We start from the raw sequence: 21,570 nt of genomic DNA, 5'->3' as shown, positions 1-21,570 counted from the left end.
ACCGGGAACAAAAATCGCCAATGCGTGTTTCCAGTCCATCCAAATTGCGGATGAAATGAAGGAAACACATCATGCTTGGCACCATACTACTTGTTATCCTCATTCTGCTCTTGATCGGAGCCTTGCCGAATTGGGGTTATAGCCGTGGCTGGGGCTATGGACCTTCCGGCGGTTTGGGGCTAGTTCTCGTGATTATCATTATCCTTGTACTAATGGGCCGCATCTAAAGGCCAACTAACCTGGGGAGTTACGACATGATGAAGAAGATTGTTCTTATTGGTGCCCTCATCGGCGCCCTGGCATCCTGCACAGCGACCGAACAAGGTACGGCCATCGGCGCCGGCACCGGTGCGGTCATCGGCGGTGTCGTCACCAACAGCTGGGGTGGTGCCGCCGTCGGCGCCGTTGCCGGCGGTTTGACCGGCGCGCTCATCGGCCATTCGGTCGAACGCCGCGGCTACTGCGTCTATCGCGACCGCTACGGCCGCCGCTACGAGGCCCGTTGCCGCTAACCGGCAGAATCATATCGGACTCCCAACGGGCGCCTCGGCGCCCGTTTTTCTTTGCCGGCGGCATCCGTCAACAAGACGTTGACAATTGGTCGTGAAAGTCAAATCTACCGCCGCCCAACGGACAGGCACATATTCCTTTCGTCAGCGCAACGGGCAGGCAAAGCCGCCCGGCGCACCTGAAAGGAAACGCTTCCATGACCCAGATTTTCCTGAATTCCCTCGTCGCTGTTCTCATCGCGTCGGCTTTCCTGACGACGGCGATATTGGCCCTGAGCAGCGAAGATCGCTCGATGCGGAAAGTACCGGCCAAGATTCGGACGACTGAGGTTCGGACACAGCGATATAAGAACACCGACCACCGCTCTTGATCCAGCAAATGAAAAGAGGCGCGTCCTGCCGACGCGCCTCGCTTTGAATCTGTTCCGTAGTGTGGGCTTAGGCGAAGAACTGCCCGCCATTGGCCGTCAGCGTCGAACCGGTGATGAAGCCGGCATCGTCGGAGGCGAGGAAGGTGACGCAACGCGCGATCTCTTCCGGCTCGCCGAGACGGCCGACCGGGATCTGCGGAATGATGCGTTCGTTCAGCACCTTCTCCGGCACGGCCAGCACCATTTCCGTTCCGATATAACCGGGGCAAATGGCGTTGACGGTGATGTTCTTGGCCGCCCCTTCCTGGGCCAGCGCCTTGGTGAAGCCGAGATCGCCTGCCTTGGCGGCCGAATAGTTCACCTGGCCCATCTGGCCTTTCTGGCCGTTGATCGACGAAATATTGACGATGCGGCCGAAGCTGCGGTCGCGCATGCCGGTCCAGACCTGATGCGTCATGTTGAACAGGCCGGTGAGGTTGGTATTGATCACCTCGTGCCACTGCTGCGGCGTCATCTTGTGGAACATCGCATCACGGGTGATGCCGGCATTGTTGACGAGGATTTCGACCGGACCGATCTCGCTTTCGATCCTGGCGATCCCCTCGCCGCAGGCGGCGTAATCCGAAACGTCCCATTTGAACACCGGAACCCCTGTGGCCTCGTGGAAGGCCCTGGCCTTCTCGTCGTTGCCGGCATAGTTGGCCGCGACCCTATATCCGGCGTTTTTCAGCGCTACGGAAATCGCCGCGCCGATGCCGCGTGTACCCCCGGTGACCAGAGCCACTCTGCTCATGTTCCACTCCCCTGTTGTTTTTCGCCCGCCTCTTGGTGGGCTTTTCAATCATGACGGATCGTATGCGGTTCAAAGCGCCTCGAAGCACATGGCGACACCCATGCCGCCGCCGATGCAAAGCGTGGCCAGGCCCTTCTTGGCGCCGCGGCGCTTCATTTCGAACAGCAGCGTGTTGAGAACGCGGGCGCCAGACGCGCCGATCGGATGGCCGATCGCAATCGCTCCGCCGTTGACGTTGACGATCGACGGATCCCAGCCGAGATCCTTGGTGACGGCGCAGGCCTGCGCCGCAAACGCCTCGTTGGCCTCGACAAGATCGAGATCGCCGACTGACCAGCCGGCCTTCTCCAGCGCCTTGCGCGACGCCGGGATCGGGCCGGTGCCCATGATCGAAGGATCGACGCCGGCCGTTGCCCAGGAAACGATGCGGGCGAGCGGCTGAATACCGCGCCTGACAGCTTCGGCTTCGCTCATCAGCACCGCTGCGGCCGCACCGTCGTTGAGGCCGGAGGCATTCGCGGCGGTGACCGTGCCCTCCTTGTCGAAGGCCGGGCGCAGCTTGCCCATTGCTTCCAGCGTGGCGCCATGGCGGATATATTCGTCGGCGTCGACGGTCACGTCGCCCTTACGCGTCTGAATGAGGTAGGGAATGATCTCGTCGGCAAAACGGCCGGCCTTCTGCGCGGCTTCAGCCTTGTTCTGCGAAGCGACGGCGAACTGATCCTGATCCTCGCGCGAAAGTTGCCACTGGCGCGCGATATTCTCGGCTGTGACCCCCATGTGATAGCCATGAAAGGCGTCGGTCAGGCCGTCCTTGATCATCGTGTCGACCATCTTCATGTCGCCCATCTTCGTGCCGCTGCGCAAATGCGCGGCATGCGGCGCCATCGACATGGATTCCTGGCCGCCGGCAACGATGATCCGGGCGTCGCCGGTGGCGATCTGCTGCATGCCGAGTGCGACGGCGCGCAGGCCGGAGCCGCAGAGCTGGTTGACACCCCAGGCCGTCGCTTCCTTCGGAATGCCGGCCTTGATCGCCGCCTGGCGGGCCGGGTTCTGGCCCTCGCCGGCGGCAAGCACCTGACCGAGGATGACCTCATCCACCTCGCCGGCATCGACGCCGGCGCGCTGGAGCGCTCCCTTGATGACGGCCGCGCCAAGCTCATGCGCGGGGACCGTTGCAAAAGCGCCGTTGAACGAGCCGACTGCTGTTCGACCTGCGCTGGCGATGACGACGGATGAATTGCTCATGGGGACGCTCCTCCTCGTTTTTCGTCTCACTTACATAAGTGGAAACTGGCAAAGCTTGGGGCACAAGTCAAACGCGAAGACCGGCTGCCGTCATTTTTCGGCGGTCACCGCCAAAGCCGATTCATCTGCTCTGTTAAAGGTTTGCCGCATCGCACAAAGAGATTGTCACCGGCCTTCTTTTGCGTTTACAGTCTGAAGTGGAGGAATATCCATAATTCAGACGGGGGTCCAGGAGACTGATATGGCGAAGCATGAGGGTCAGATCGTTATCAAGAAATACGCCAATCGCCGGCTGTATAATACAGGCACCAGCACCTACGTCACGCTGGAAGACCTGGCGGAGATGGTGAAGAAGGGCGAAGATTTTACCGTCCAGGATGCAAAAAGCGGAGATGACATCACCCATTCGGTGCTGACCCAGATCATCTTCGAACAGGAATCGAAGACCGGCAACACCTTGCTCCCGATCTCCTTCCTGCGCCAGCTCATCACCTATTACGGCGACCAGATGCAGATGGTCGTGCCGAGCTTTCTCGAACATTCGATGCGCGCCTTCACCGAACAGCAGTCCCAGATGCGCGAGCAGGTGAACCGCGCCTTCGGCGAGACGCCGATCGGCAAGAACCTGCAACTGCCGATGCAGATGGTCGAAGACCAGGTTCGCCGCAACACCGAGCTGTTTCAGCAGGCGATGCAGATGTTCTCGCCCTTCATGACGCCGCCTGCCAAGGAAAGCCGCAAGGCCGAGGCCAAGGATATCGATGAGCTGAAGGAACAGCTCCGCGCCCTTCAGAACAAACTCGACAACCTATAATCCGATCGAGACATCCCGCCCGGCGCTCCTGATCGAGACGGCAAAACCGCCGATCACATCGATCAGAGCGATCGTCATCAAAATGAAGAAGACCTGCGTCGCAGCGTCCCGGACGAGCAGAAACTCGACCAGGAAGGCGATGAACACCAGCATCGACAGGATATGGTTGATGAGGTTGCCGGGACCGGTTCTGGTAGCCTTCAGGATTTCGAAGAACAGCACGACAAGCGCTATGACGATGAAAAGATCGCCGAGCGCCATGCTCCAGATCGCGCCCGAGATCATCGACAGCACGATGATATCATGTTGCAGTGCCGGAATGCCGCCGTCGCCCATCAGGCCGAGCATCGCCAGATTGTAAAGAATAAATGGAATAATCATCAGTGGCATGGCGGCTATCATCGGCAAATCTCCTGGCGCGATGAGAATACTGCCGTAAACCGTCGTCCTACTTCAAGCCATTGCAAATATTATATTTGCAGAGAGATCGATTTGGAGCGACGACACCGCAAGATCTCCATCGAAGCTGAATGCCGAAAATGCAAAAGGCCGGCTTGACGCCGGCCTTGAAACTTTCGATCGGGCAAGCCGGATCGGGAAATTATGCGCTTTCCTTCGGCGTCAGAACCTGGCGGCCGCGATACATGCCGGTCTTCAGATCGATATGATGCGGACGGCGCAGTTCGCCGGAGTTCTTGTCTTCGACGTAGGTCGGAGCCTTCAGTGCGTCTGCCGAACGGCGCATACCGCGCTTGGACGGGCTTGTTTTTCTCTTCGGTACAGCCATTTCTCTTACTCCACTTGCGGGCAAAACATTCCCACGGCCAGACTGGCGGCCGAAACGGACATGTCGCGATTTCGGAATTTGGCGCGCTTATACATGCAAGGGGTGAGCTTGACCAGTCCCCATGCATATTTTTTGCGACGCCGATGATTCCTGGCTCAAACTTCGTCTTCCGCCACGATCCAACGCTCGGCGCGGGCCGCCTCTTCCCATTTCCGCCAGGCCGGATGCGCCTTCATGGTCTTCATATAGGCCAGTGTTTCGTCCCGATTGACGAGGTCATAGATGTCGAACCGGTTGACGACAGGCGCAAACATCGCATCTGCGCCGCTGAATGCGCCAAAGAGAAACGGCCCGCCGGATTGCTGCAGCAGGTCTCGCCAGACCGTCTCGATGCGGTTGACATCGGCATCGACACCATCCGGCAAGACGATCCTGGCCTTCGGCCGGCGGATATTCATCGGGCAAGCGGCGCGCAGCGCCCGGAACCCCGAGAGCATTTCCATCGAAACCGAACGGGCGATCGCCCGCGCGGCACGATCGCTCGGCAGAAGGCCGGCTTCCGGGTAAAGCTCGGCGACATATTCGATGATCGCCAGCGATTCCCAGATCTTCAATGCGCCGTGCTGCAGGATCGGCACATTGCCGCTTGGCGATACCGCCTTGATGTCGGGATTGCCACCCGGATAGTCGAAGGGGATCAGGACTTCCTCGAAATCGATGCCGACGCCCGTCAGCGCCATCCAGGGCCGGAACGACCAGGAGGAATAGTTCTTATTGGCAATGTAGAGCGTCGGTCTGTCCATGGGCTTCTCCCGTTCAGGTGTCGAAATCGAAGATCAACAATTCATGGAAATGGTTCATATCCTCGAACACGCAGAATGCCGGCGGCGTCAGCTCGAAAACCGGGGCCTTGCGGCGGATATCCTCGGCCACGTCGTCGAGCATCGCCTGCCAGCGCGGCAAGGCTTCGTCCTCCAGCCGTTCGATCACATAGGCGAAGGTCATGTGGAACTTATAGTCCTCATGGTTCGGCTGGCGATAGCCGAGAAGGTCGGCAAACGCGTTGCGCCAGGCGCGCATAACCCTGCGGTCATTCTCCGTCGCCCCGTCGACGAGCAGGCCCGACGGGCGAGCTTCGACGACGGCGACCTTGAAGGGCTCGAACATCCGGAAACCTTCAAGCCTGGCAGCCATCAGCTCGGTCATGTCGTCGATCGGCGTCTCGAGCGGGAGATCGCCCGGCCAGCAGTCCTGCCGGCGCCGGGTCTCGATAGTACCTTCGAAAAGCGTCATGTGAAGGCTTGATATCGGCGTGAAGAGGAATTGTGGGGCCTCCGGCATCGCCAGATATTTCTCCCGCGCCTCGATCAGCACCGCCTGCGACGACGAACCCTTCTCAACATGGCAAACGATGGTGTTGCCGGCTTCCGGCAGAAAGCCGCCGACCTTGCGATAACGGCTGCCGAGATGGGCGGGCGGGTTCGGATTGTGCGTCTTCGAATAAAGGAGAAGCTCGGGAGAAAACGTCGTGACGGTCATGGGGCGACTCGGGGGCTCTGATTGGACTCCATTCGCCCATATGGCAGAACCAAGAATGTCAGATGACGGCCGGGGCATCATACTTCCCAAAATCGGAATCGCTTTTCGGAAGTATGATGTCCCAATTCAAAAATGAAATATGATGCCCCAATTCAAAAATCTAGAGCGCCGTTCCTAACGACAAGCCTGATCTCACTCATAGATGCATCTGATGTAATCGCCGGAACCCTGCGCCCGCCGCTCGATCACGCCCGCGAGCCGGCGAAGGCCTCGTCCCGGCTTGCCGGCATTGCGATCGATCGGGTTCGGCAGCGAGACCGCAAGCAGCGACGCTTGGCGCCGGGTCAGCTTCGAGGCCGGCACCTTGAAATGATGCTGGGCCGCCGCCTCGATGCCATAGATGCCGGGACCCCATTCGGCGATGTTGAGGTAAATTTCCATCAGCCGCCGTTTCGACAGGACGAAATCCGTGGAGACGGCCAGAGGAAGCTCCATTGCCTTGCGCACAAAGGAGCGGCTGTTCCAGAGAAAGAGGTTCTTCGCCGTCTGCATCGGGATGGTGCTGCCGCCGCGCGTCGCCTGGCCTTTCAGCGTATCCTCGACCAGCATGCGCATCTCGGCCCAGTCGACGCCGCCGTGGAAGCAATATTGCCCATCCTCGGACATCATCACCGATTGCACCAGAACCGGGGCGATCTGATCAAGTGACACCCATCTGCGGTCATAGCCGCGCAGCAGCACGAGATCGCGCAGCATCAGCGTCGAAACCGGGTGAATGAAGGGCAGCAGGTAGAAGAAGATCAGCGCATAGGGAAGGACCAGCAGGGTCAGCACGGCAAGGACAATGCGTTTCAACACACGCCGGTCTCCAAACCATCGCCGCTCGGCCGGCGCGTCGACGCTGTCCTCTATCTCTGGCGCTATATCCAATGTCCCCAGCCCGATTTCGCTCCTATCGTTCTCATAACCCCTGTGCGCTGCTTATGCCAGAGCACAGAGGGAATCTTGCCGGCGCCATCGACAATTCCGTTGCAAGCGCCTCCGCCCTCATGGCAAACAGCGCCCATGGACGCGAACCGGGACACTTTCGAAACCAGGCTGAAGCACAACGCCCGCGAGATCGAGGCGCTGCTCGACGCATTGCTTTTGCCGAACACCCTCTCCGACGAAATCGCCAGGCCCGAGACCTTGCGCAGCGCCATGCATTACGCCGTGCTGAACGGCGGCAAGCGGCTGCGCCCGTTCCTGGTCGTTGAAAGTGCCGCCCTTCTCGTCGGTGACGCCGAGGCGGCGCTTCGTGTCGGCGCAGCCCTCGAATGCGTCCACTGCTATTCGCTCGTGCATGACGATCTGCCGGCCATGGACGATGACGATCTGCGCCGCGGTAAACCGACGGTCCACATCAAATTCGACGAAGCCACCGCGATCCTCGCAGGCGACAGCCTGCTGACCTACGCCTTCGACATCATCGCCGCGCCGGAAACGGCCCTTCCCGATACGAGCAAGGCAGCGCTGGTGCTGGCCCTTGCCCGCGCCGCCGGTCTCGGCGGCATGGCCGGCGGCCAGGCGCTCGATCTCGCGGCGGAAAAACAGGCCCCTGACGAGGCCGGCATCATCCGCCTCCAGGCGATGAAAACAGGCGCGCTGATCCGCTTCGCCTGCGAAGCCGGCGCCCTCATCTCGGCAAGTCCGCCGGAAGATCGTCGTCGCCTGCGCGCCTTCGGCGAAAAAATCGGCCTTGCCTTCCAGCTCGCCGACGACATTCTCGACCTGACCTCGGATGCTGCGACCATGGGCAAGGCGACCGGCAAGGATGCAGCCCGCGGCAAGGGAACGCTCGTCGCCCTGCACGGCATGGAATGGGCCGAGGCCCAGCTCCGCCAGCATGTCCGCGATGCCGAGACGCTGCTTGCCCCCTACGGCGCCCGTGCCTCGACCCTCATCGCCGCAGCGCAGTTCATCGCCGACCGGAAGAGCTGACGTCCCCGGACTCAGAAAATGGGCAGCTCAGGCTGCCAATATCGCCTTGAGAGCGGAAACCAGACCGGCGCATTCCTCGTCCGTGCCGATGCTGATGCGCAGGAAATCTGCAATACGCGGCTTGGCAAAAAGCCGGACGAGAATGTTCCGCTCGCGCAGAGCGGCGAGAAGCGCGGCACCCGACCGGCTTTCGTGCCTGGCAAAAATGAAATTCGCCTGGGACGGCAGAACCTCGAAATCCAGCGCTTCGAGTTCCGCAACGAGATGGTCCCGGCTGGCAATGAGCTTCTTCCGGCATGTCTCGAACCATGCTTCGTCCTGGATCGCGGCGGTCGCGGCAACCTGCGCCAGGCGATCGAGCGGATAGGAGTTGAAGCTGTCCTTGACACGCACCAACGCCTCGATCAGTTCCCGCTGCCCCAGCGCGAAACCGACGCGCAGGCCCGCAAACGAGCGGGATTTCGACAAAGTCTGGATGACAAGCAGGTTGGGATATCGGGAAATCAGCGGGATGGCGCTTTCACCGCCGAAGTCGACATAGGCTTCGTCTATCACGACGACCGCATCCGGATGGGTGGCGACAAGCACCTCGATGTCAGCGAGCGGCTGGCCGATACCGGTCGGCGCATTCGGATTGGGGATGATGATCGCACCGCATGGCCTGTTGTAATCCGCGAGCCGGATCTGGAACCTGTCATCGACCGGTATTTCGATCGCTTCGATACCGTATAGCAGGCTATAGGTCGGGTAGAAGCTATAGGTCACGTCGGGATAGAGCAGCGGCAGATCGTGTTTCAGCAGCGCCTGAAACGCATGCGCCAGAACCTCGTCGGAGCCATTGCCCACGAAAACTTCGTCCGCCGTCAGACCGTGACGCGCCGCGATCGTCTCGCGCAATTCCGTGGCTGCAGGATCGGGATAGAGCCGCAGACAATCGTCCGTCGCTTGCCCGATCGCCTCGAGCGCCCGAGGAGACGGCCCATAGGGATTCTCGTTGGTGTTGAGCTTTACCAGGCCGGGAATGCGGGGCTGTTCCCCCGCGATATAGGGCTGAAGCTTGCTGACGATATCAGACCAGTATCGGCTCATTCGAATTCGCTGCCGTTCATTCCGCCGCGGTACGCTGACCGAAGCGCTTCTCGATATAGTCGACGACAAGCGCCTCGAAATCGGCAGCGATATTGGGGCCGCGGAGTGTCAGCGCCTTCCTGCCGTCGATAAAGACGGGAGCCGCCGGCGTCTCGCCGGTGCCGGGGAGCGAAATGCCGATATCGGCATGTTTGCTTTCGCCCGGCCCGTTGACGATGCAGCCCATGACGGCGACGTTCAGCGCCTCGACGCCGGGATATTTCTCGCGCCAGACCGGCATGTTCTTACGGATATCGGCCTGGATGTTCTGGGCAAGCTCCTGGAACACCGTCGACGTCGTGCGCCCGCAGCCCGGACAGGCGGCAACGACCGGTATGAACTGGCGGAAGCCCATGACCTGCAGGATTTCCTGCGCCACCTGGACTTCGCGCGTGCGGTCGCCGTTCGGCTCGGGCGTCAGCGACACGCGGATCGTATCGCCGATGCCGTGCTGCAGCACGAAGCCCATCGCCGCCGACGAGGCGACGATGCCCTTGGTGCCCATGCCGGCCTCGGTCAGACCGAGATGCAAAGCATGATTGGAGCGTTCGGCAAGCATCGAATTGACGGCAATCAGGTCCTGCACCTGGCTGACCTTGGCCGACAGGATGATGCGGTTGCGCGGCAGGCCGATTTCTTCGGCAAGGGCTGCCGAGAGCAGCGCCGACTGCACGATCGCCTCGCGCGTCACCTGCCGGGCCGAAAGCGGCGAGCCGGCTGCGGCGTTCTGATCCATCAGCGCCGTCAAGAGATCCTGATCGAGCGAGCCCCAGTTGACGCCGATGCGCACCGGCTTGTCGTAGCGGATCGCCATCTCGATGATCTCGGCGAACTGCTTGTCCTTCTTGTCCTTGAAGCCGACATTGCCGGGGTTGATGCGGTATTTCGCCAGCGCTGCGGCACAATCGGGATGATCGGCAAGCAGCTTGTGGCCGATATAATGAAAGTCGCCGATCAGCGGCACGTCCATGCCGAGCCGCAGCAGCCGCTCGCGGATCTTCGGCACGGCGGCGGCACTCTCGTCGCGGTCGACGGTGATGCGCACCAGCTCCGAGCCCGCCCGGTGGAGGGCGGCGACCTGGGCAACGGTCGAATCGATATCGGCCGTATCGGTGTTCGTCATGGACTGCACGACGACCGGCGCCCCGCCACCGACGATGACGCCGCCGACATCGACGGCAACGGAAGCGCGGCGCGGTTTCGGATCAAAATCGGCGGCTGAGGACATGAAGCGCTTTTTCACCCCTAAAAACAGTGCCTTTCAGGTGGATCATGACCGCTTTCTTGTCAACCGCCCCCGATATCACTTTTGTTTGGAGGCGGCTCAGTGGCCGCCTCCGGAGACCCCATCGGCATAGTGGGCGAGCTTGGAGAACAGCAGAACGACCAGCAGCAGCACCGGCAGCGCCATGAAAACGACCGCAAAACCAATATGCTCGGCGACGAAGCCGATGAGGGACGGCGCAACCAGCATGCCCGAATAACCCATGGTCGTGACCACGGAGATGCCGATGCCGGGCTTGAGGCCGGGAATGTTGCCCGCCGCCGAGAAGGCGATCGGCACCATGTTGGAAATGCCGATACCGCAAAAGGCAAAGCCCAGAATGGCAAGCTCGGCATTGGGCGCCAGGCCGGCAAGCAGCATGCCGACGATGGCAAAAAGCGTGCAGATCCGCAGCGTTTTGACGCCGCCGAGACGATCGCGCACCACGTCGCCGGCAAAGCGCATGATCGCCATGGTCGCCGAAAAAGCTGCGAAACCAAGACCGGAAAGCGCCACGGATGCACCCATTTCCTGCCTGAGATAGAGCGCGCCCCAGTCCAGAACCGCACCTTCCGGCACCATGGAGAACAAGGCCATCAATCCGAGCAGCCAGGGCAGCGGCACCATCGGCAGTCTTGTCTTTTCCTTCTTGGCATCGGGATGCGGCGGATCGGCAAGGATCATCGGCCATGCCAGAGCAAGGAAGATCGCCGCCAGCACCGTTGCCAGTTGCGCATGGCCGAGAATGCCGAGCTTGGAAATCACGATGCCGCCGAGGCCGGAGCCGATCAGCCCGCCAAGGCTCCAGAAAGCGTGGCAGGACGACATGATGGCACGGCGCATGGATTTCTCGACCGACACCGCATTGGCATTCATCGCCACATCCATTGCGCCGATGAAGCCGCCGAATAGAAACAGCGCGATTGCCCCGGTGATCACATTTGGCGCGAGCGTCAAGGCCAGCAGCAGCGGCAACACGCAGGCAGCCAGCACCTGAACGACGATACGCGAGCCGTGTTTGGCGATCTGCGCCCCGGCGATCGGCATCATGACCAGCGAGCCGACGCCGAAGATGAGGATCATCAGCCCGAGCTCGAACTTGCTCAGCGCCAGCCGCTCGGCAAAATCCGGGATCTTCGGCGCCCAGCAGCCGACGACGAAGCCGTTCATGAGGAAAAGCAGGGAAACAGCCGCCCTGCTTCTGGTAACGAAGCCGCTCCGAGCTCCCGGCGGCGCACTCACATGACTGTCCATTTTCGGTCTTTCCTCATTGCCGGGCTTGCAAGCGCCCGATTTCCCTAAACTCTGTGGCCGCAGCCTCAGGTCGTTTCCTCGGCGATCACGGTTCTGCATCCGCGCTCGCGGTAGCGGCCGAGAACGGCCGGATCGGCATCGTGCTCGACGACCAGGCATTCGCAATGCGCAACCGGCAGGATACTATGCGGCGCGGCGGTACCGAATTTCTCCGAGGTGACCGCCACCAGCACTTTTCTGCTCCTGGATGCCGCGAACCGCTTGAACTCCGCATCCTCGAAACCGAATGCGGTGATACCGGCCTCGAGATCGACGCCGCAGGCGCCGAGAATGCAGAGATCGGGCGAAATCTGCTCCATGTCCCGGAGAGCCTTGGCGCCGAGCGCCCCGCCCGTCTGCCGGTCCACCATTCCACCAATCAGGATGACGTTGACGGCAGGCTTGTCGATGAGTGCGGCGGCGATCGCCGGCGCATTGGTCGCGGCCGTCAGCTCGAGTTCGGCCGGCAGTGCGTTGGCGATCGCCAGATTGGTGCTGCCGGCATCGAAGAACACACACGAACCGGCGGCAATCTGCGTTGCCGCGGCGCGCGCCAGAGCCTGTTTCCGGCCAGCGGCAAAACCGATGCGCTGCGTCAGGCTTCCATGCGCCGGCGAAACCGGCAAAGCGCCGCCATAGACCCGCTCGCAGAGCCCTGCCGCCGCCATTTCGCGCAGGTCGCGCCGAACCGTATCCTCGGAGACGCCGAATTCCAGCGCAAGTTCCGCCGCCAGCACGCGGCCATTTAGCCGCAGCCTCTCGGAAATCACCCCCTGGCGCTCTCGCAACAAAAAATCCTGCATGTTTCTACCGGATCAATACCTCAGACATGAAAAACGTGCATAAACACTGATGATCGTGCAGGCAATATGCACGATTACACGTTTTCTGACGTTATGAAACAAAGCTCCACCACCAGAGCGAAATATGGCCTATTGACCGGCCGGAGGGCCGGGATTACCGATCGCATATTCTCGATTCCCGCCGGCCTATCCGCCATCTGGTGCATTCCCGTGAAAAACTCCGTCAGCCTGGGCATTCTGCTCACGAGCGTCGCCTATATGGCGTTCACCTTCCATGACGCGATCATCAAGATCCTGACATCAACCATCCCGGTCTGGCAGATCCTGTTTTTCCGCAGTCTCACCATCCTCGCCGGTTGTCTCGCCTATGGCCGCGGCAGGCTCGTCCAGCAAACGATGACATCGCCGATCATCAAGCCGATGATCGTCCGCAGCATCCTTCTTCTCTCTGCCTGGCTTTCCTATTATTCCGCCGCAAGCCGCCTGCAGCTGGCCGAAGTGACGACGCTTTATTACGCCGCACCCGTCGTCGGCACCCTGCTTGCATGGCTGATCCTGAAGGAGGAGGTCACGCCGGCGCGCTGGCTTGCCGTCGGCGTCGGTTTCGTCGGCGTGCTCATTGCCTGCAACCCGACCGGCCTTGCCATCTCCTGGCCGGTCTATCTGGCGCTGCAGGCAGCCGTTCTCTGGGCCTCCGCCATGGTATTGCTGCGCAAGACCTCGCTGCACGAGAAAACCATCGTCCAGCTTGCCGTCTCCAACCTCTTTTTCCTTGTTATGACAGGCGTTGCCGTTCTCTATACGTGGCGGACGCCTGACATGACGCAGCTGGTGCTGCTCGTCGCCACCGGCATTGTTGCCGGCGCGGCGCAGTTCGCCCTCTTCGAAGGCATGCGCCGGGCGCCTGTCTCCGTGCTTGCGCCATTCGAATATACGTCTCTCGTCTGGGCCTTCCTTCTCGGCTATCTGATCTGGGCCGATATCCCCACGCATAATGTCATCGCCGGCGCATGCATGATCCTCGGGGCCGGGTTGATCATCATTGTCAGCGAAAGGCTGCGCCGTCGCATCGCTGTTTGATGCGAATTTTCCAAAGGATTCACGGTTCAACCGGCGCTTTGAGAAAAATATTTGCAGTTGCTGCTTTTATTCGCAGTTTTTTACGCTTCCCGCGCCCTAATTTTCTGCGAACTATCCCTCATCCGATGACAATCTCCCAAGGATGGATACAACAATGAACTGGCTGAAAACCGTCGCCGCTGCCGCCCTCATTCAGGCTGCGGCCCTCCTGCCCGCCCATGCCGGCGAAAACCTCGCCGCCATCAAATCGGCCGGCGTCTTCAAGATCGGCACCGAAGGCACCTATGCGCCCTTCACCTATCATGACGAAAGCGGCAAGCTCGTCGGCTTCGATGTCGAGATCGGCGAAGCCATCGCCGCCAAGCTCGGCGTCAAGGCCGAATTCGTCGAAGGCAAGTGGGACGGCCTGATCGCCGGCCTCGACGCCAAGCGCTACGACACCGTCATCAATCAGGTCGGCATCACCGAAGCCCGCAAGCAGAAATACGATTTCTCCGAGCCCTATATCGCCTCCAAGGCCGTGCTGATTGCCCGCGACGGCGACGACAGCATCAAGTCCTTCGCCGACCTCAAGGGCAAGAAATCCGCCCAGTCGCTGACCAGCAACTTCGGCAAGCTCGCCACCGAAGCCGGCGCCGAACTCGTCGGCACCGACGGCTTCGATCAGTCGATCCAGCTGGTGCTGACCAAGCGCGCCGATGCCACGATCAACGACAGCCTCTCCTTCCTCGACTTCAAGAAGCACAAGCCGGACGCGCCGGTGAAGATCGTCGCCGAGCAGGAAAATGCCGATTATTCCGGCATCATCATCCGCAAGAACGAGCCGGAGCTTCTTGCCGAAATCAACAAGGCGCTTGCCGACATCAAGGCCGACGGCACCTACAAGAAGATCGCCGACAAGTATTTCGGCCAGGACGTTTCCAAGTAAGCTTCGTTCAGAACTCCCCTCCCCAGCCCCTCCCCACAAGGGGGAGGGGCTTCGATGCCGCACTGTTCTCATCTCCAAACAACCTCTCGGCCAGCAGTACGGTTGCTATTTGGTGCGCCGGGGCCTCCGCTAAGCCCCTCCCCCTTGTGGGGAGGGGTTGGGGAGGGGTATGCCACTTCAACGTACCAACCGACGAGAGGGAACTCCCTTGGCGCACTGGCTCCAACTGATGGCGGAATCACTTCCCTCGCTCCTTTGGGCTGGGTTGATCTTCACCATTCCGCTGACCCTGCTATCCTTCGTCTTCGGCCTCGCCCTCGGGCTCGCCACCGCGATCGCCCGGCTGTTCGGGCCGATGCCGCTTTCCGCCGTCGCCCGTTTTTATGTCTGGGTCATTCGCGGCACGCCGCTGCTCGTCCAGCTCTTCGTCATCTTCTACGGCCTGCCGAGCCTCGGTATTCTGCTCGATGCCTTTCCCGCCGCCCTCATCGGCTTTACCCTGAATATCGGCGCCTACAGCTCCGAGATCATCCGCGCCGTCATTTCCTCGGTGCCGAAGGGCCAGTGGGAGGCCGCCTATTCGATCGGCATGAGCTGGCGCCAGGCGATGAGCCGCACCATCCTGCCGCAGGCCGCCCGCGTCGCCGTGCCGCCGCTGTCGAACACCTTCATCTCGCTGGTCAAGGACACCTCGCTTGCCGCCGCCATCACCGTGCCGGAACTCTTCCAGGCGGCGCAGCGCATCGTCGCCACCACTTATGAGCCGCTGATCCTTTATATCGAGGCGGCGCTGATCTATCTCGTCCTGAGCTCCGTTCTCTCGCAGTTGCAGGTGCGGCTGGAGCGCCGCTTCGCCCGTTACGGCGGCATGCTGGAGGCAAATGCATGATCGAGCTTTCCAACATCGAAAAGCGCTTCGGCGACGCCGTCATCCTCAAGGATATCAGCATCCGTATTCCTGAAGGCAGCGTCACCGCGCTGGTCGGGCCGTCCGGTGGCGGCAAGAGCACGCTGCTGCGCTGCATCAACCTGCTCGAAATCCCGACCGCCGGTTCCATCCGCCTTGGGGAGGAAGCACTGGCCTTTGCGCCGGGCAAACGAACGAGCTGGCAGGCGATCCAGAAAATCCGCCGCCAGACCGGCATGGTCTTCCAAAACTTCCAGCTTTTCCCGCATCAGACCGCGATCGAGAATGTCATGGAAGGCCTGGTGACCGTGTTGAGATGGCCGCGGGAAAAGGCCCGCGAACGCGCCATGGAGCTGCTGGCCAAGGTCGGCATGACCGAAAAGGCGAACGCCTGGCCCTCGACACTTTCAGGCGGCCAGCAGCAGCGTGTGGCGATTGCCCGGGCGCTGGCGCCGTCGCCGCGCGTGCTTCTTTGCGACGAGCCGACCTCCGCGCTCGATCCGGAGCTTTCGGCCGAGGTGGTTGATGTGCTCGGCCGTTTGGCCAGAGAAGGCACGACGATGGTGATGGCGACCCACGATCTCAGGCTTGCCTCGAAAATCGCCAATGACGTCGTCTTCCTGGAAGCCGGAAGCGTGGTGGAAACGGGCAGCGCCAAGACGATCTTCAATACGCCCCAGCGCGAACGCACCAAGCGCTTCATCTCGACGATCAACGCCGCCCATACTTACGATATCTAAGACAATGCCGGGATGCGCACATCCCGGCATTGCTGGAACTGCGATCAGGAGGCCGTGACGACGGCGCGCGCAGCCTTCAACGCATTGCCCCACCAGGTGATCTGATCGAGCAGGTTCTTGGCAGCTTCGTTGAGATGCGGGTAATCGCCAAGGCTCTTGCCCTCCTTGAGAACGGCAAGATATTCGCTGAATGCGATGTGGACGCCGGTCTTGACGGAAGCAGCGCTCATTTCCACGAAGATCAGACGAAGCTGCTCGACCGCACGTGCGCCGCCGACGCCGCCATAACCGACGAAACCGACCGGCTTCTGGATGAATTCGCCGAGATCGATCGCGTTTTTCAAAACAGCCGTCGGCCCATGATTGTATTCGGCGACGGTGAATATGAAGCCGTCGAATTCGCGCAGCTTCTTCTTCCAGCGCTCGGCGGATTCGCTTTCCGCCGTCGTGGCACGCTCTTCGCCAAAGAAATGCATGGGATAGTCGAGAAGATCGAGAATCTCGACTTCGAGATCGGAGCGCTGGCCGACCAGTTCGGCGATCCATTTGGCCGGATGTTCGGCGAAACGGCCAATACGCGTGCTGCCGACAATGACGGCAATCTTCAGCTTGCTCATGGAGATGATGTCCTGATTGGTCTTGGGGGCGGATGGTGGGAGTGCCAGTCTATGAGAAAGCCTCCTCGCCCGGCAAGGCGAGGAGGCCGCTGACGCCTCAAAAAATCAGCTTTTTTGCCAGCCCGATCATACACAATCGGGTGATTGGCAGCATGACCGAATGCAACCTTTCGGAAACATCGGCGCCGCCTGCTCACCCGCCGTAAACGACGAGCAGGTCCTTGGCATCGATCTGGTCGCCGGCGCGCACCAGCACCTCGGAAATCGTGCCATCCTTTTCCGCATGCAGGGCCGTTTCCATCTTCATCGCCTCGATGGAAACGAGCACGTCGCCGGCGCTGACGGCCTGGCCGGGCGAGACGAAGACACGTGAGATAACACCCGGCATCGGCGCACCGACATGGACGGCATTGCCCGGCTCGGCCTTGCGGCGGACCGCAGCGCCCGTTGCCCCATGGGCCCGGTCCGGCACCTTGATGCGACGCGGCTGGCCATTGAGCTCGAAGAAGATGGTCACCATGCCCTGGCTGTCGGTGGCGCTCATCGCCTGGTTGACGATGACAAGCGTCTTACCGCGTTCGATATCGGCAAACAGCTCCTCGCCATCCTTGAGACCGTAGAAATAGGCGGGCGTCGGCAGCACCGAGACCGGGCCGTAGGTATCGGAGGCCAGTGCGAAGTCGGTGAAGACTTTCGGATACATCAGATAGGAGGCGAATTCGAAATCGCTGACCTCGCGCTCCAGCTTAGTCTCGATGACTTTACGCTCGGCATCGAGATCGGCCTCCCTGAGCAGCGAGCCGGGACGCACCGTATAGGGCTTATCGCCCTTCAGCGCCTTTTTCTGCAGCGCTTTCGGCCATCCCGACGGCGGCTGGCCAAGATCGCCCTTCAGCATCGACACCACCGATTCCGGGAAAGAGACTTCGCGGTCCGGGCTGACGACATCGGCGACGGTCAGGTCCTGGCTGACCATCATCAGCGCCATGTCGCCGACCACCTTGGAAGACGGCGTCACCTTGACGATATCGCCGAACATCTGGTTGGCGTCGGCATAGGCCTGTGCCACCCGATGCCAGCGGGTTTCGAGGCCGAGCGAGCGGGCCTGTTCCTTGAGATTGGTGAACTGGCCGCCCGGCATTTCATGCAGATAGACTTCGGACGCCGGGCCCTTCAGATCGCTTTCGAAGGCGGCATACTGGTTGCGCACCGCTTCCCAATAGAAGGAGATGCGGCGGATCCATTCCGGATCGAGGCCCGGATCGCGTTCGGTGCCGCGCAACGCCTCGACGATCGAGCCGAGACAGGGCTGCGAAGTATTGCCGGACAGCGCATCCATGGCCGCATCGACGGCATCGACGCCGGCATCGACGGCGGCAAGCACGGTTGCTGCCGCAATCCCCGACGTATCATGCGTATGGAAATGGATCGGCAGGCCGGTCGCTTCGCGCAGCGCCTTGAACAGCACCTTGGCCGCCGCGGGCTTCAGCAGCCCCGCCATATCCTTGAGCGCGATGATGTGGGCGCCGGCCTTCTCGAGTTCGACCGCAAGGTCGGTATAATATTTCAGGTCGTATTTCGGGCGGGCCGAATTGAGGATATCACCGGTATAGCAGATCGCCGCCTCGCAGAGCTTGTTCTCCTCGGCAATGGCATCCATCGACACCCGCATGTTCTCGACCCAGTTCAGGCAGTCGAAGACGCGGAAGAGATCGATGCCGCCCTTGGCCGCCTGGCGGACGAAATATTTGACGACATTGTCGGGATAGTTGGTGTAGCCGACGCCATTGGCGCCGCGCAGCAGCATCTGCAGCAGAAGGTTCGGCGCCCCCTCGCGGATCAGCGCCAGCCGCTCCCACGGATCTTCGGTCAGGAAGCGCATGGAGACGTCGAAGGTCGCCCCGCCCCAGCATTCGAGCGACAGGAGGTTCGGCAGCGCATGTGCATAGGTGCCGGCGATGCGGGCGATGTCATAGGTGCGCATGCGGGTGGCGAGCAGCGACTGGTGACCGTCGCGCATCGTCGTGTCGGTCAGAAGCACGCGCTTCTCGTTGCGCATCCATTCGCCGAATTTCTTCGGGCCGAGCGTGTCGAGCAGCTGCTTGGTGCCGTCCTTGACAGTGTTGCCGTTGGCGTAGGGCACCACCGGCTGGGCGGCGTTATCAAGCGGCCGCGGCCTGTCCTTGGCCTCGGGATGGCCGTTGACGGTGACGTCGGCGAGATAGGTCAATAGCTTCGTGGCGCGGTCCTGGCGCTTGACCTGCTGGAAGAGCTCCGGCGTCGTGTCGATGAAGCGTGTGGTGTAGCTGTTGTCGCGGAACTTCGGATGGCCGATGATCGCTTCGAGGAAGGTCAGGTTGGTGGCGACGCCGCGGATACGGAATTCGCGCAACGCCCGGTCCATACGGGAAATCGCTTCGGACGGATTCGGCGCCCAGGCCGTCACCTTGACGAGCAGCGGATCGTAATAGCGGGTGATGATCGCGCCGGAATAGGAGGTGCCGCCGTCGAGGCGGATGCCGAAACCGGAGGCCGAACGATAGGCGGTGATGCGGCCGTAATCCGGAATGAAATTATGCTCCGGATCTTCCGTGGTGATGCGGCACTGCAGCGCATGGCCGTTGAGGCGGATGTCGGCTTGCGCGGGAACGCCGGATTCCGGCGTGCCGATCGCAAAGCCGTCGAGAATGTGGATCTGCGCCTTGACGATGTCGATGCCGGTGACGACTTCGGTCACCGTATGCTCGACCTGGATGCGCGGATTGACCTCGATGAAATAGAATTTGCCGGTATCGGCATCCATCAGATATTCGACGGTGCCGGCGCCGATGTAATTGGTCGCCGACGCGATCTTCAGCGAATAGGCGGCAAGCTCCTGGCGCTGCGCTTCCGAGAGATAGGGCGCGGGCGCGCGCTCGACGACCTTCTGGTTGCGGCGCTGGATCGAGCAGTCACGTTCGAACAGATGCACGACATTGCCGTGCGTATCGCCGAGAACCTGGCTTTCGACGTGGCGGGCGCGCTCGACGAGCTTTTCCAGATAGACCTCGTCCTTGCCGAAGGCGGCCATCGCCTCGCGCTTGGCTTCGGTCACTTCACGGGCAAGGTCCTTCGGATCGCGGATGGCGCGCATGCCGCGCCCGCCGCCGCCCCAGGAGGCCTTCAGCATGACGGGATAGCCGATCTCTTCGGCCATCTTCGCCACTTCCTTCATATCGTCCGGCAGCGGCTCGGTGGCCGGCACGACAGGCACGCCGACCGAGATCGCCAGGTTGCGCGCCGCAACCTTGTTGCCGAGCTGGCGCATCGTATCGCCCTTCGGACCGATGAAGATGATGCCGGCCTCATTGCAGGCGTCGACAAATTCAGGGCTTTCCGACAGCAGGCCGTAGCCGGGATGAATGGCGTCGGCGCCCGAGAGCTTGGCAACGCGGATCACCTCGTCGATCGACAGATAACTTTCGATCGGGCCCATGTCCTTGGCAAGATGCGGGCCGCGGCCGACCTGATAGCTCTCGTCCGCCTTGAAGCGGTGCAGCGCCAGCTTGTCTTCCTCCGCCCAGATCGCCACTGTTTTTATTCCAAGCTCGTTGGCCGCGCGGAACACGCGAATGGCAATTTCGGAGCGATTGGCAACGAGAATCTTGGAAATGGGCAAAACGGTCTCCTCAGACGTTCAGACGCGGGCATGCTGCACCCGCGAAGGAAATTCTTAACTTCTTGTCACAGGAAGTTCAATTTCTCTTGCGACTGCGAAATGCAATTTCTCGCCATTTTGGATGCGAATGATATCAGGCCGTGCCGGTTTAAATCTGAGACCTTATTTAAATCAAAGAAGTAACATGAAAACCGCTGATACTTTCGGCACCAGCCTCTAGCGTATCAGGCCGTGACGAAAGGCAAGCGCCACCGCCTGCTGCCGGTTTTTCGCCTTCAGCTTGTTCTGCAGGCCGTTCATATACCAGTCGACGGTGTGGTTTGAGATCTTCAACATCTTGCTGATTTCTATCGAAGTCATGCCTTCGGCGAGATAATGCAGGATTTCCATTTCGCGTCGCGTCAGCGGCGTTTCGGCCGGCAGCACGGTTTCCAGCGCCTCAGCCTCGCCTTTCAGCTCGAGCAATCGCCAGAAGGACTTGCGTGCCACCGCCTCGAACAGGGCGATCTCCATCGGTGACAGCTCGACAGGCTTGCCGGCGAGACTGAGGCTGCCGAGAATGCCGTTCCGTCCGTGGATCGGAAAGATATAACCGTCTTCCAGTCCGTGACCGAAAGCATCGACCATCATCTGCTCCATACGGCGCTGCTGCGCATCCTTGCGGAAGGCTGCCAAGCTTTCTCGCCAGCCGAAAGGCCGCTGCGCATGGGCGAGATAGCGCACCATCGGATCGATCAGGACATATTTTTTCGCGGTATAGATTTGCGGCCATTGTTCCGGCCAGCGGCCGGCAAGCGCCGCAGCCCAGGGTTCCGGATTCTTCTGTGCCGGATTCTGCGGCAAATGGCGCAGCAGGCCGTAATATTCGAAGCCGCTATCGTGGATGACATGTTCCAGCTCGGTGACGACAGCCTGAGGATTGGACGATTCTCCCAGAATTATAAGCAATTGAATTAACGAATTAATATTCACAAAGTGCCCCTCGCCCGACTGGTGCCCGCATCGAGGCCGTCGGCGGCTTTCCAATTGGTCGCGAAACGGTCTTCTTCAAAAAATGCAGTCTCTAATTTAATGCTGCGCTAAACATTTATTAAAATGCAAGCGCAAA

General features: G+C 60.9%; 23 protein-coding genes. 9 read left to right on the top strand and 14 right to left on the bottom strand.

Going from position 1 to position 21,570, the window contains the following annotated elements:
- The first annotated feature begins 71 nt into the window (after positions 1–71).
- From CO667_RS08065 to CO667_RS35315, 3 genes are all read left to right on the top strand, one after another.
- Positions 72–227: a DUF3309 family protein gene (locus CO667_RS08065; protein ID WP_003543790.1), complete on the top strand. Its 156-nt coding sequence runs from the start codon at positions 72–74 to the stop codon at positions 225–227.
- Positions 228–254: 27 nt separating this feature from the next.
- Positions 255–512 carry a glycine zipper domain-containing protein gene (locus CO667_RS08060; RefSeq protein ID WP_097617881.1) on the top strand — a complete coding sequence of 86 codons (258 nt, stop codon included), beginning with the start codon at positions 255–257 and terminating at the stop codon, positions 510–512.
- A gap of 194 nt (positions 513–706) precedes the next feature.
- Complete coding sequence (locus CO667_RS35315) at positions 707–880, top strand: hypothetical protein (protein WP_179874091.1); 174 nt, start codon at positions 707–709, stop codon at positions 878–880.
- 67 nt (positions 881–947) lie between these two features.
- Here CO667_RS35315 and CO667_RS08055 read toward each other — a convergent pair whose 3' ends face one another.
- On the bottom strand, positions 948–1,673 hold the full coding sequence (locus tag CO667_RS08055) for a beta-ketoacyl-ACP reductase (RefSeq protein WP_097617880.1): 726 nt from the start codon (positions 1,671–1,673) through the stop codon (positions 948–950).
- A gap of 69 nt (positions 1,674–1,742) precedes the next feature.
- On the bottom strand, positions 1,743–2,924 hold the full coding sequence (locus tag CO667_RS08050) for an acetyl-CoA C-acetyltransferase (RefSeq protein WP_097617879.1): 1,182 nt from the start codon (positions 2,922–2,924) through the stop codon (positions 1,743–1,745).
- A 241-nt stretch (positions 2,925–3,165) separates the two neighbouring features.
- Between CO667_RS08050 and phaR the strand changes: the two genes are divergently transcribed.
- Positions 3,166–3,738 carry a polyhydroxyalkanoate synthesis repressor PhaR gene (gene phaR / locus CO667_RS08045; protein ID WP_097617878.1) on the top strand — a complete coding sequence of 191 codons (573 nt, stop codon included), beginning with the start codon at positions 3,166–3,168 and terminating at the stop codon, positions 3,736–3,738.
- Here phaR and CO667_RS08040 read toward each other — a convergent pair.
- From CO667_RS08040 to mtgA, 5 genes are all read right to left on the bottom strand, one after another.
- Positions 3,733–4,140 (bottom strand): hypothetical protein, encoded by a 408-nt coding sequence (locus CO667_RS08040; protein WP_097617877.1) that lies wholly within the window; start codon positions 4,138–4,140, stop codon positions 3,733–3,735. The two genes, phaR and CO667_RS08040, sit on opposite strands and share 6 nt — an antisense overlap.
- A gap of 199 nt (positions 4,141–4,339) precedes the next feature.
- Positions 4,340–4,525, bottom strand: coding sequence for a 50S ribosomal protein L32 (gene rpmF / locus CO667_RS08035; protein ID WP_003543812.1), 186 nt, complete (start codon positions 4,523–4,525; stop codon positions 4,340–4,342).
- 155 nt (positions 4,526–4,680) lie between these two features.
- On the bottom strand, positions 4,681–5,328 hold the full coding sequence (locus CO667_RS08030; RefSeq protein ID WP_097617876.1) for a glutathione S-transferase family protein: 648 nt from the start codon (positions 5,326–5,328) through the stop codon (positions 4,681–4,683).
- A gap of 13 nt (positions 5,329–5,341) precedes the next feature.
- On the bottom strand, positions 5,342–6,064 hold the full coding sequence (locus tag CO667_RS08025; protein ID WP_097617875.1) for a DUF1868 domain-containing protein: 723 nt from the start codon (positions 6,062–6,064) through the stop codon (positions 5,342–5,344).
- A gap of 192 nt (positions 6,065–6,256) precedes the next feature.
- Positions 6,257–6,994, bottom strand: coding sequence for a monofunctional biosynthetic peptidoglycan transglycosylase (mtgA, locus tag CO667_RS08020; protein ID WP_097617874.1), 738 nt, complete (start codon positions 6,992–6,994; stop codon positions 6,257–6,259).
- A gap of 135 nt (positions 6,995–7,129) precedes the next feature.
- Between mtgA and CO667_RS08015 the strand changes: the two genes are divergently transcribed.
- Positions 7,130–8,044, top strand: a complete 915-nt coding sequence (locus tag CO667_RS08015) for a polyprenyl synthetase family protein (RefSeq protein WP_097617873.1) — start codon at positions 7,130–7,132, stop codon at positions 8,042–8,044.
- 27 nt (positions 8,045–8,071) lie between these two features.
- Here the strand turns inward: CO667_RS08015 and hisC are convergent, their stop codons facing one another.
- The 4 genes from hisC to CO667_RS07995 all read right to left on the bottom strand — a co-directional run bounded on the left by hisC (position 8,072) and on the right by CO667_RS07995 (position 12,532).
- Positions 8,072–9,133 carry a histidinol-phosphate transaminase gene (gene hisC, locus CO667_RS08010; RefSeq protein WP_097617872.1) on the bottom strand — a complete coding sequence of 354 codons (1,062 nt, stop codon included), beginning with the start codon at positions 9,131–9,133 and terminating at the stop codon, positions 8,072–8,074.
- Between the two features lie 16 nt (positions 9,134–9,149).
- Positions 9,150–10,400: a flavodoxin-dependent (E)-4-hydroxy-3-methylbut-2-enyl-diphosphate synthase gene (gene ispG, locus CO667_RS08005; protein ID WP_097617871.1), complete on the bottom strand. Its 1,251-nt coding sequence runs from the start codon at positions 10,398–10,400 to the stop codon at positions 9,150–9,152.
- Between the two features lie 96 nt (positions 10,401–10,496).
- Positions 10,497–11,690 carry an MFS transporter gene (locus CO667_RS08000; RefSeq protein WP_097617870.1) on the bottom strand — a complete coding sequence of 398 codons (1,194 nt, stop codon included), beginning with the start codon at positions 11,688–11,690 and terminating at the stop codon, positions 10,497–10,499.
- Between the two features lie 65 nt (positions 11,691–11,755).
- On the bottom strand, positions 11,756–12,532 hold the full coding sequence (locus tag CO667_RS07995) for a DeoR/GlpR family DNA-binding transcription regulator (protein ID WP_097617869.1): 777 nt from the start codon (positions 12,530–12,532) through the stop codon (positions 11,756–11,758).
- Positions 12,533–12,742: 210 nt separating this feature from the next.
- Here CO667_RS07995 and CO667_RS07990 point away from each other — a divergent pair, with 210 nt between their 5' ends.
- From CO667_RS07990 to CO667_RS07975, 4 genes are all read left to right on the top strand, one after another.
- A complete protein-coding gene (locus tag CO667_RS07990) occupies positions 12,743–13,612 on the top strand; it encodes a DMT family transporter (protein ID WP_097618094.1) in 870 nt (289 codons plus the stop codon).
- A gap of 154 nt (positions 13,613–13,766) precedes the next feature.
- On the top strand, positions 13,767–14,540 hold the full coding sequence (locus CO667_RS07985) for an amino acid ABC transporter substrate-binding protein (RefSeq protein ID WP_097617868.1): 774 nt from the start codon (positions 13,767–13,769) through the stop codon (positions 14,538–14,540).
- A 208-nt stretch (positions 14,541–14,748) separates the two neighbouring features.
- Complete coding sequence (locus CO667_RS07980) at positions 14,749–15,429, top strand: amino acid ABC transporter permease (RefSeq protein WP_012759450.1); 681 nt, start codon at positions 14,749–14,751, stop codon at positions 15,427–15,429.
- On the top strand, positions 15,426–16,187 hold the full coding sequence (locus CO667_RS07975; RefSeq protein WP_097617867.1) for an amino acid ABC transporter ATP-binding protein: 762 nt from the start codon (positions 15,426–15,428) through the stop codon (positions 16,185–16,187). The genes CO667_RS07980 and CO667_RS07975 overlap by 4 nt, the downstream gene beginning before the upstream one ends.
- Before the next feature lie 44 nt (positions 16,188–16,231).
- Here CO667_RS07975 and CO667_RS07970 read toward each other — a convergent pair whose 3' ends face one another.
- The 3 genes from CO667_RS07970 to CO667_RS07960 form a co-directional block, all read right to left on the bottom strand.
- A complete protein-coding gene (locus tag CO667_RS07970; protein WP_097617866.1) occupies positions 16,232–16,804 on the bottom strand; it encodes an NAD(P)H-dependent oxidoreductase in 573 nt (190 codons plus the stop codon).
- Positions 16,805–16,997: 193 nt separating this feature from the next.
- Complete coding sequence (pyc, locus tag CO667_RS07965) at positions 16,998–20,462, bottom strand: pyruvate carboxylase (protein WP_097617865.1); 3,465 nt, start codon at positions 20,460–20,462, stop codon at positions 16,998–17,000.
- Positions 20,463–20,678: 216 nt separating this feature from the next.
- Entirely contained in the window at positions 20,679–21,434 is a 756-nt protein-coding gene (locus CO667_RS07960) for a LuxR family transcriptional regulator (RefSeq protein WP_097617864.1), read from the bottom strand.
- Positions 21,435–21,570 lie beyond the last annotated feature (136 nt).

It is taken from the genome of Rhizobium sp. L43, from assembly GCF_002531725.1.
GTDB lineage: Bacteria > Pseudomonadota > Alphaproteobacteria > Rhizobiales > Rhizobiaceae > Rhizobium.
Note: the sequence above shows the minus strand (reverse complement) of the source record. Positions and strands in the feature narration are given on the sequence as shown.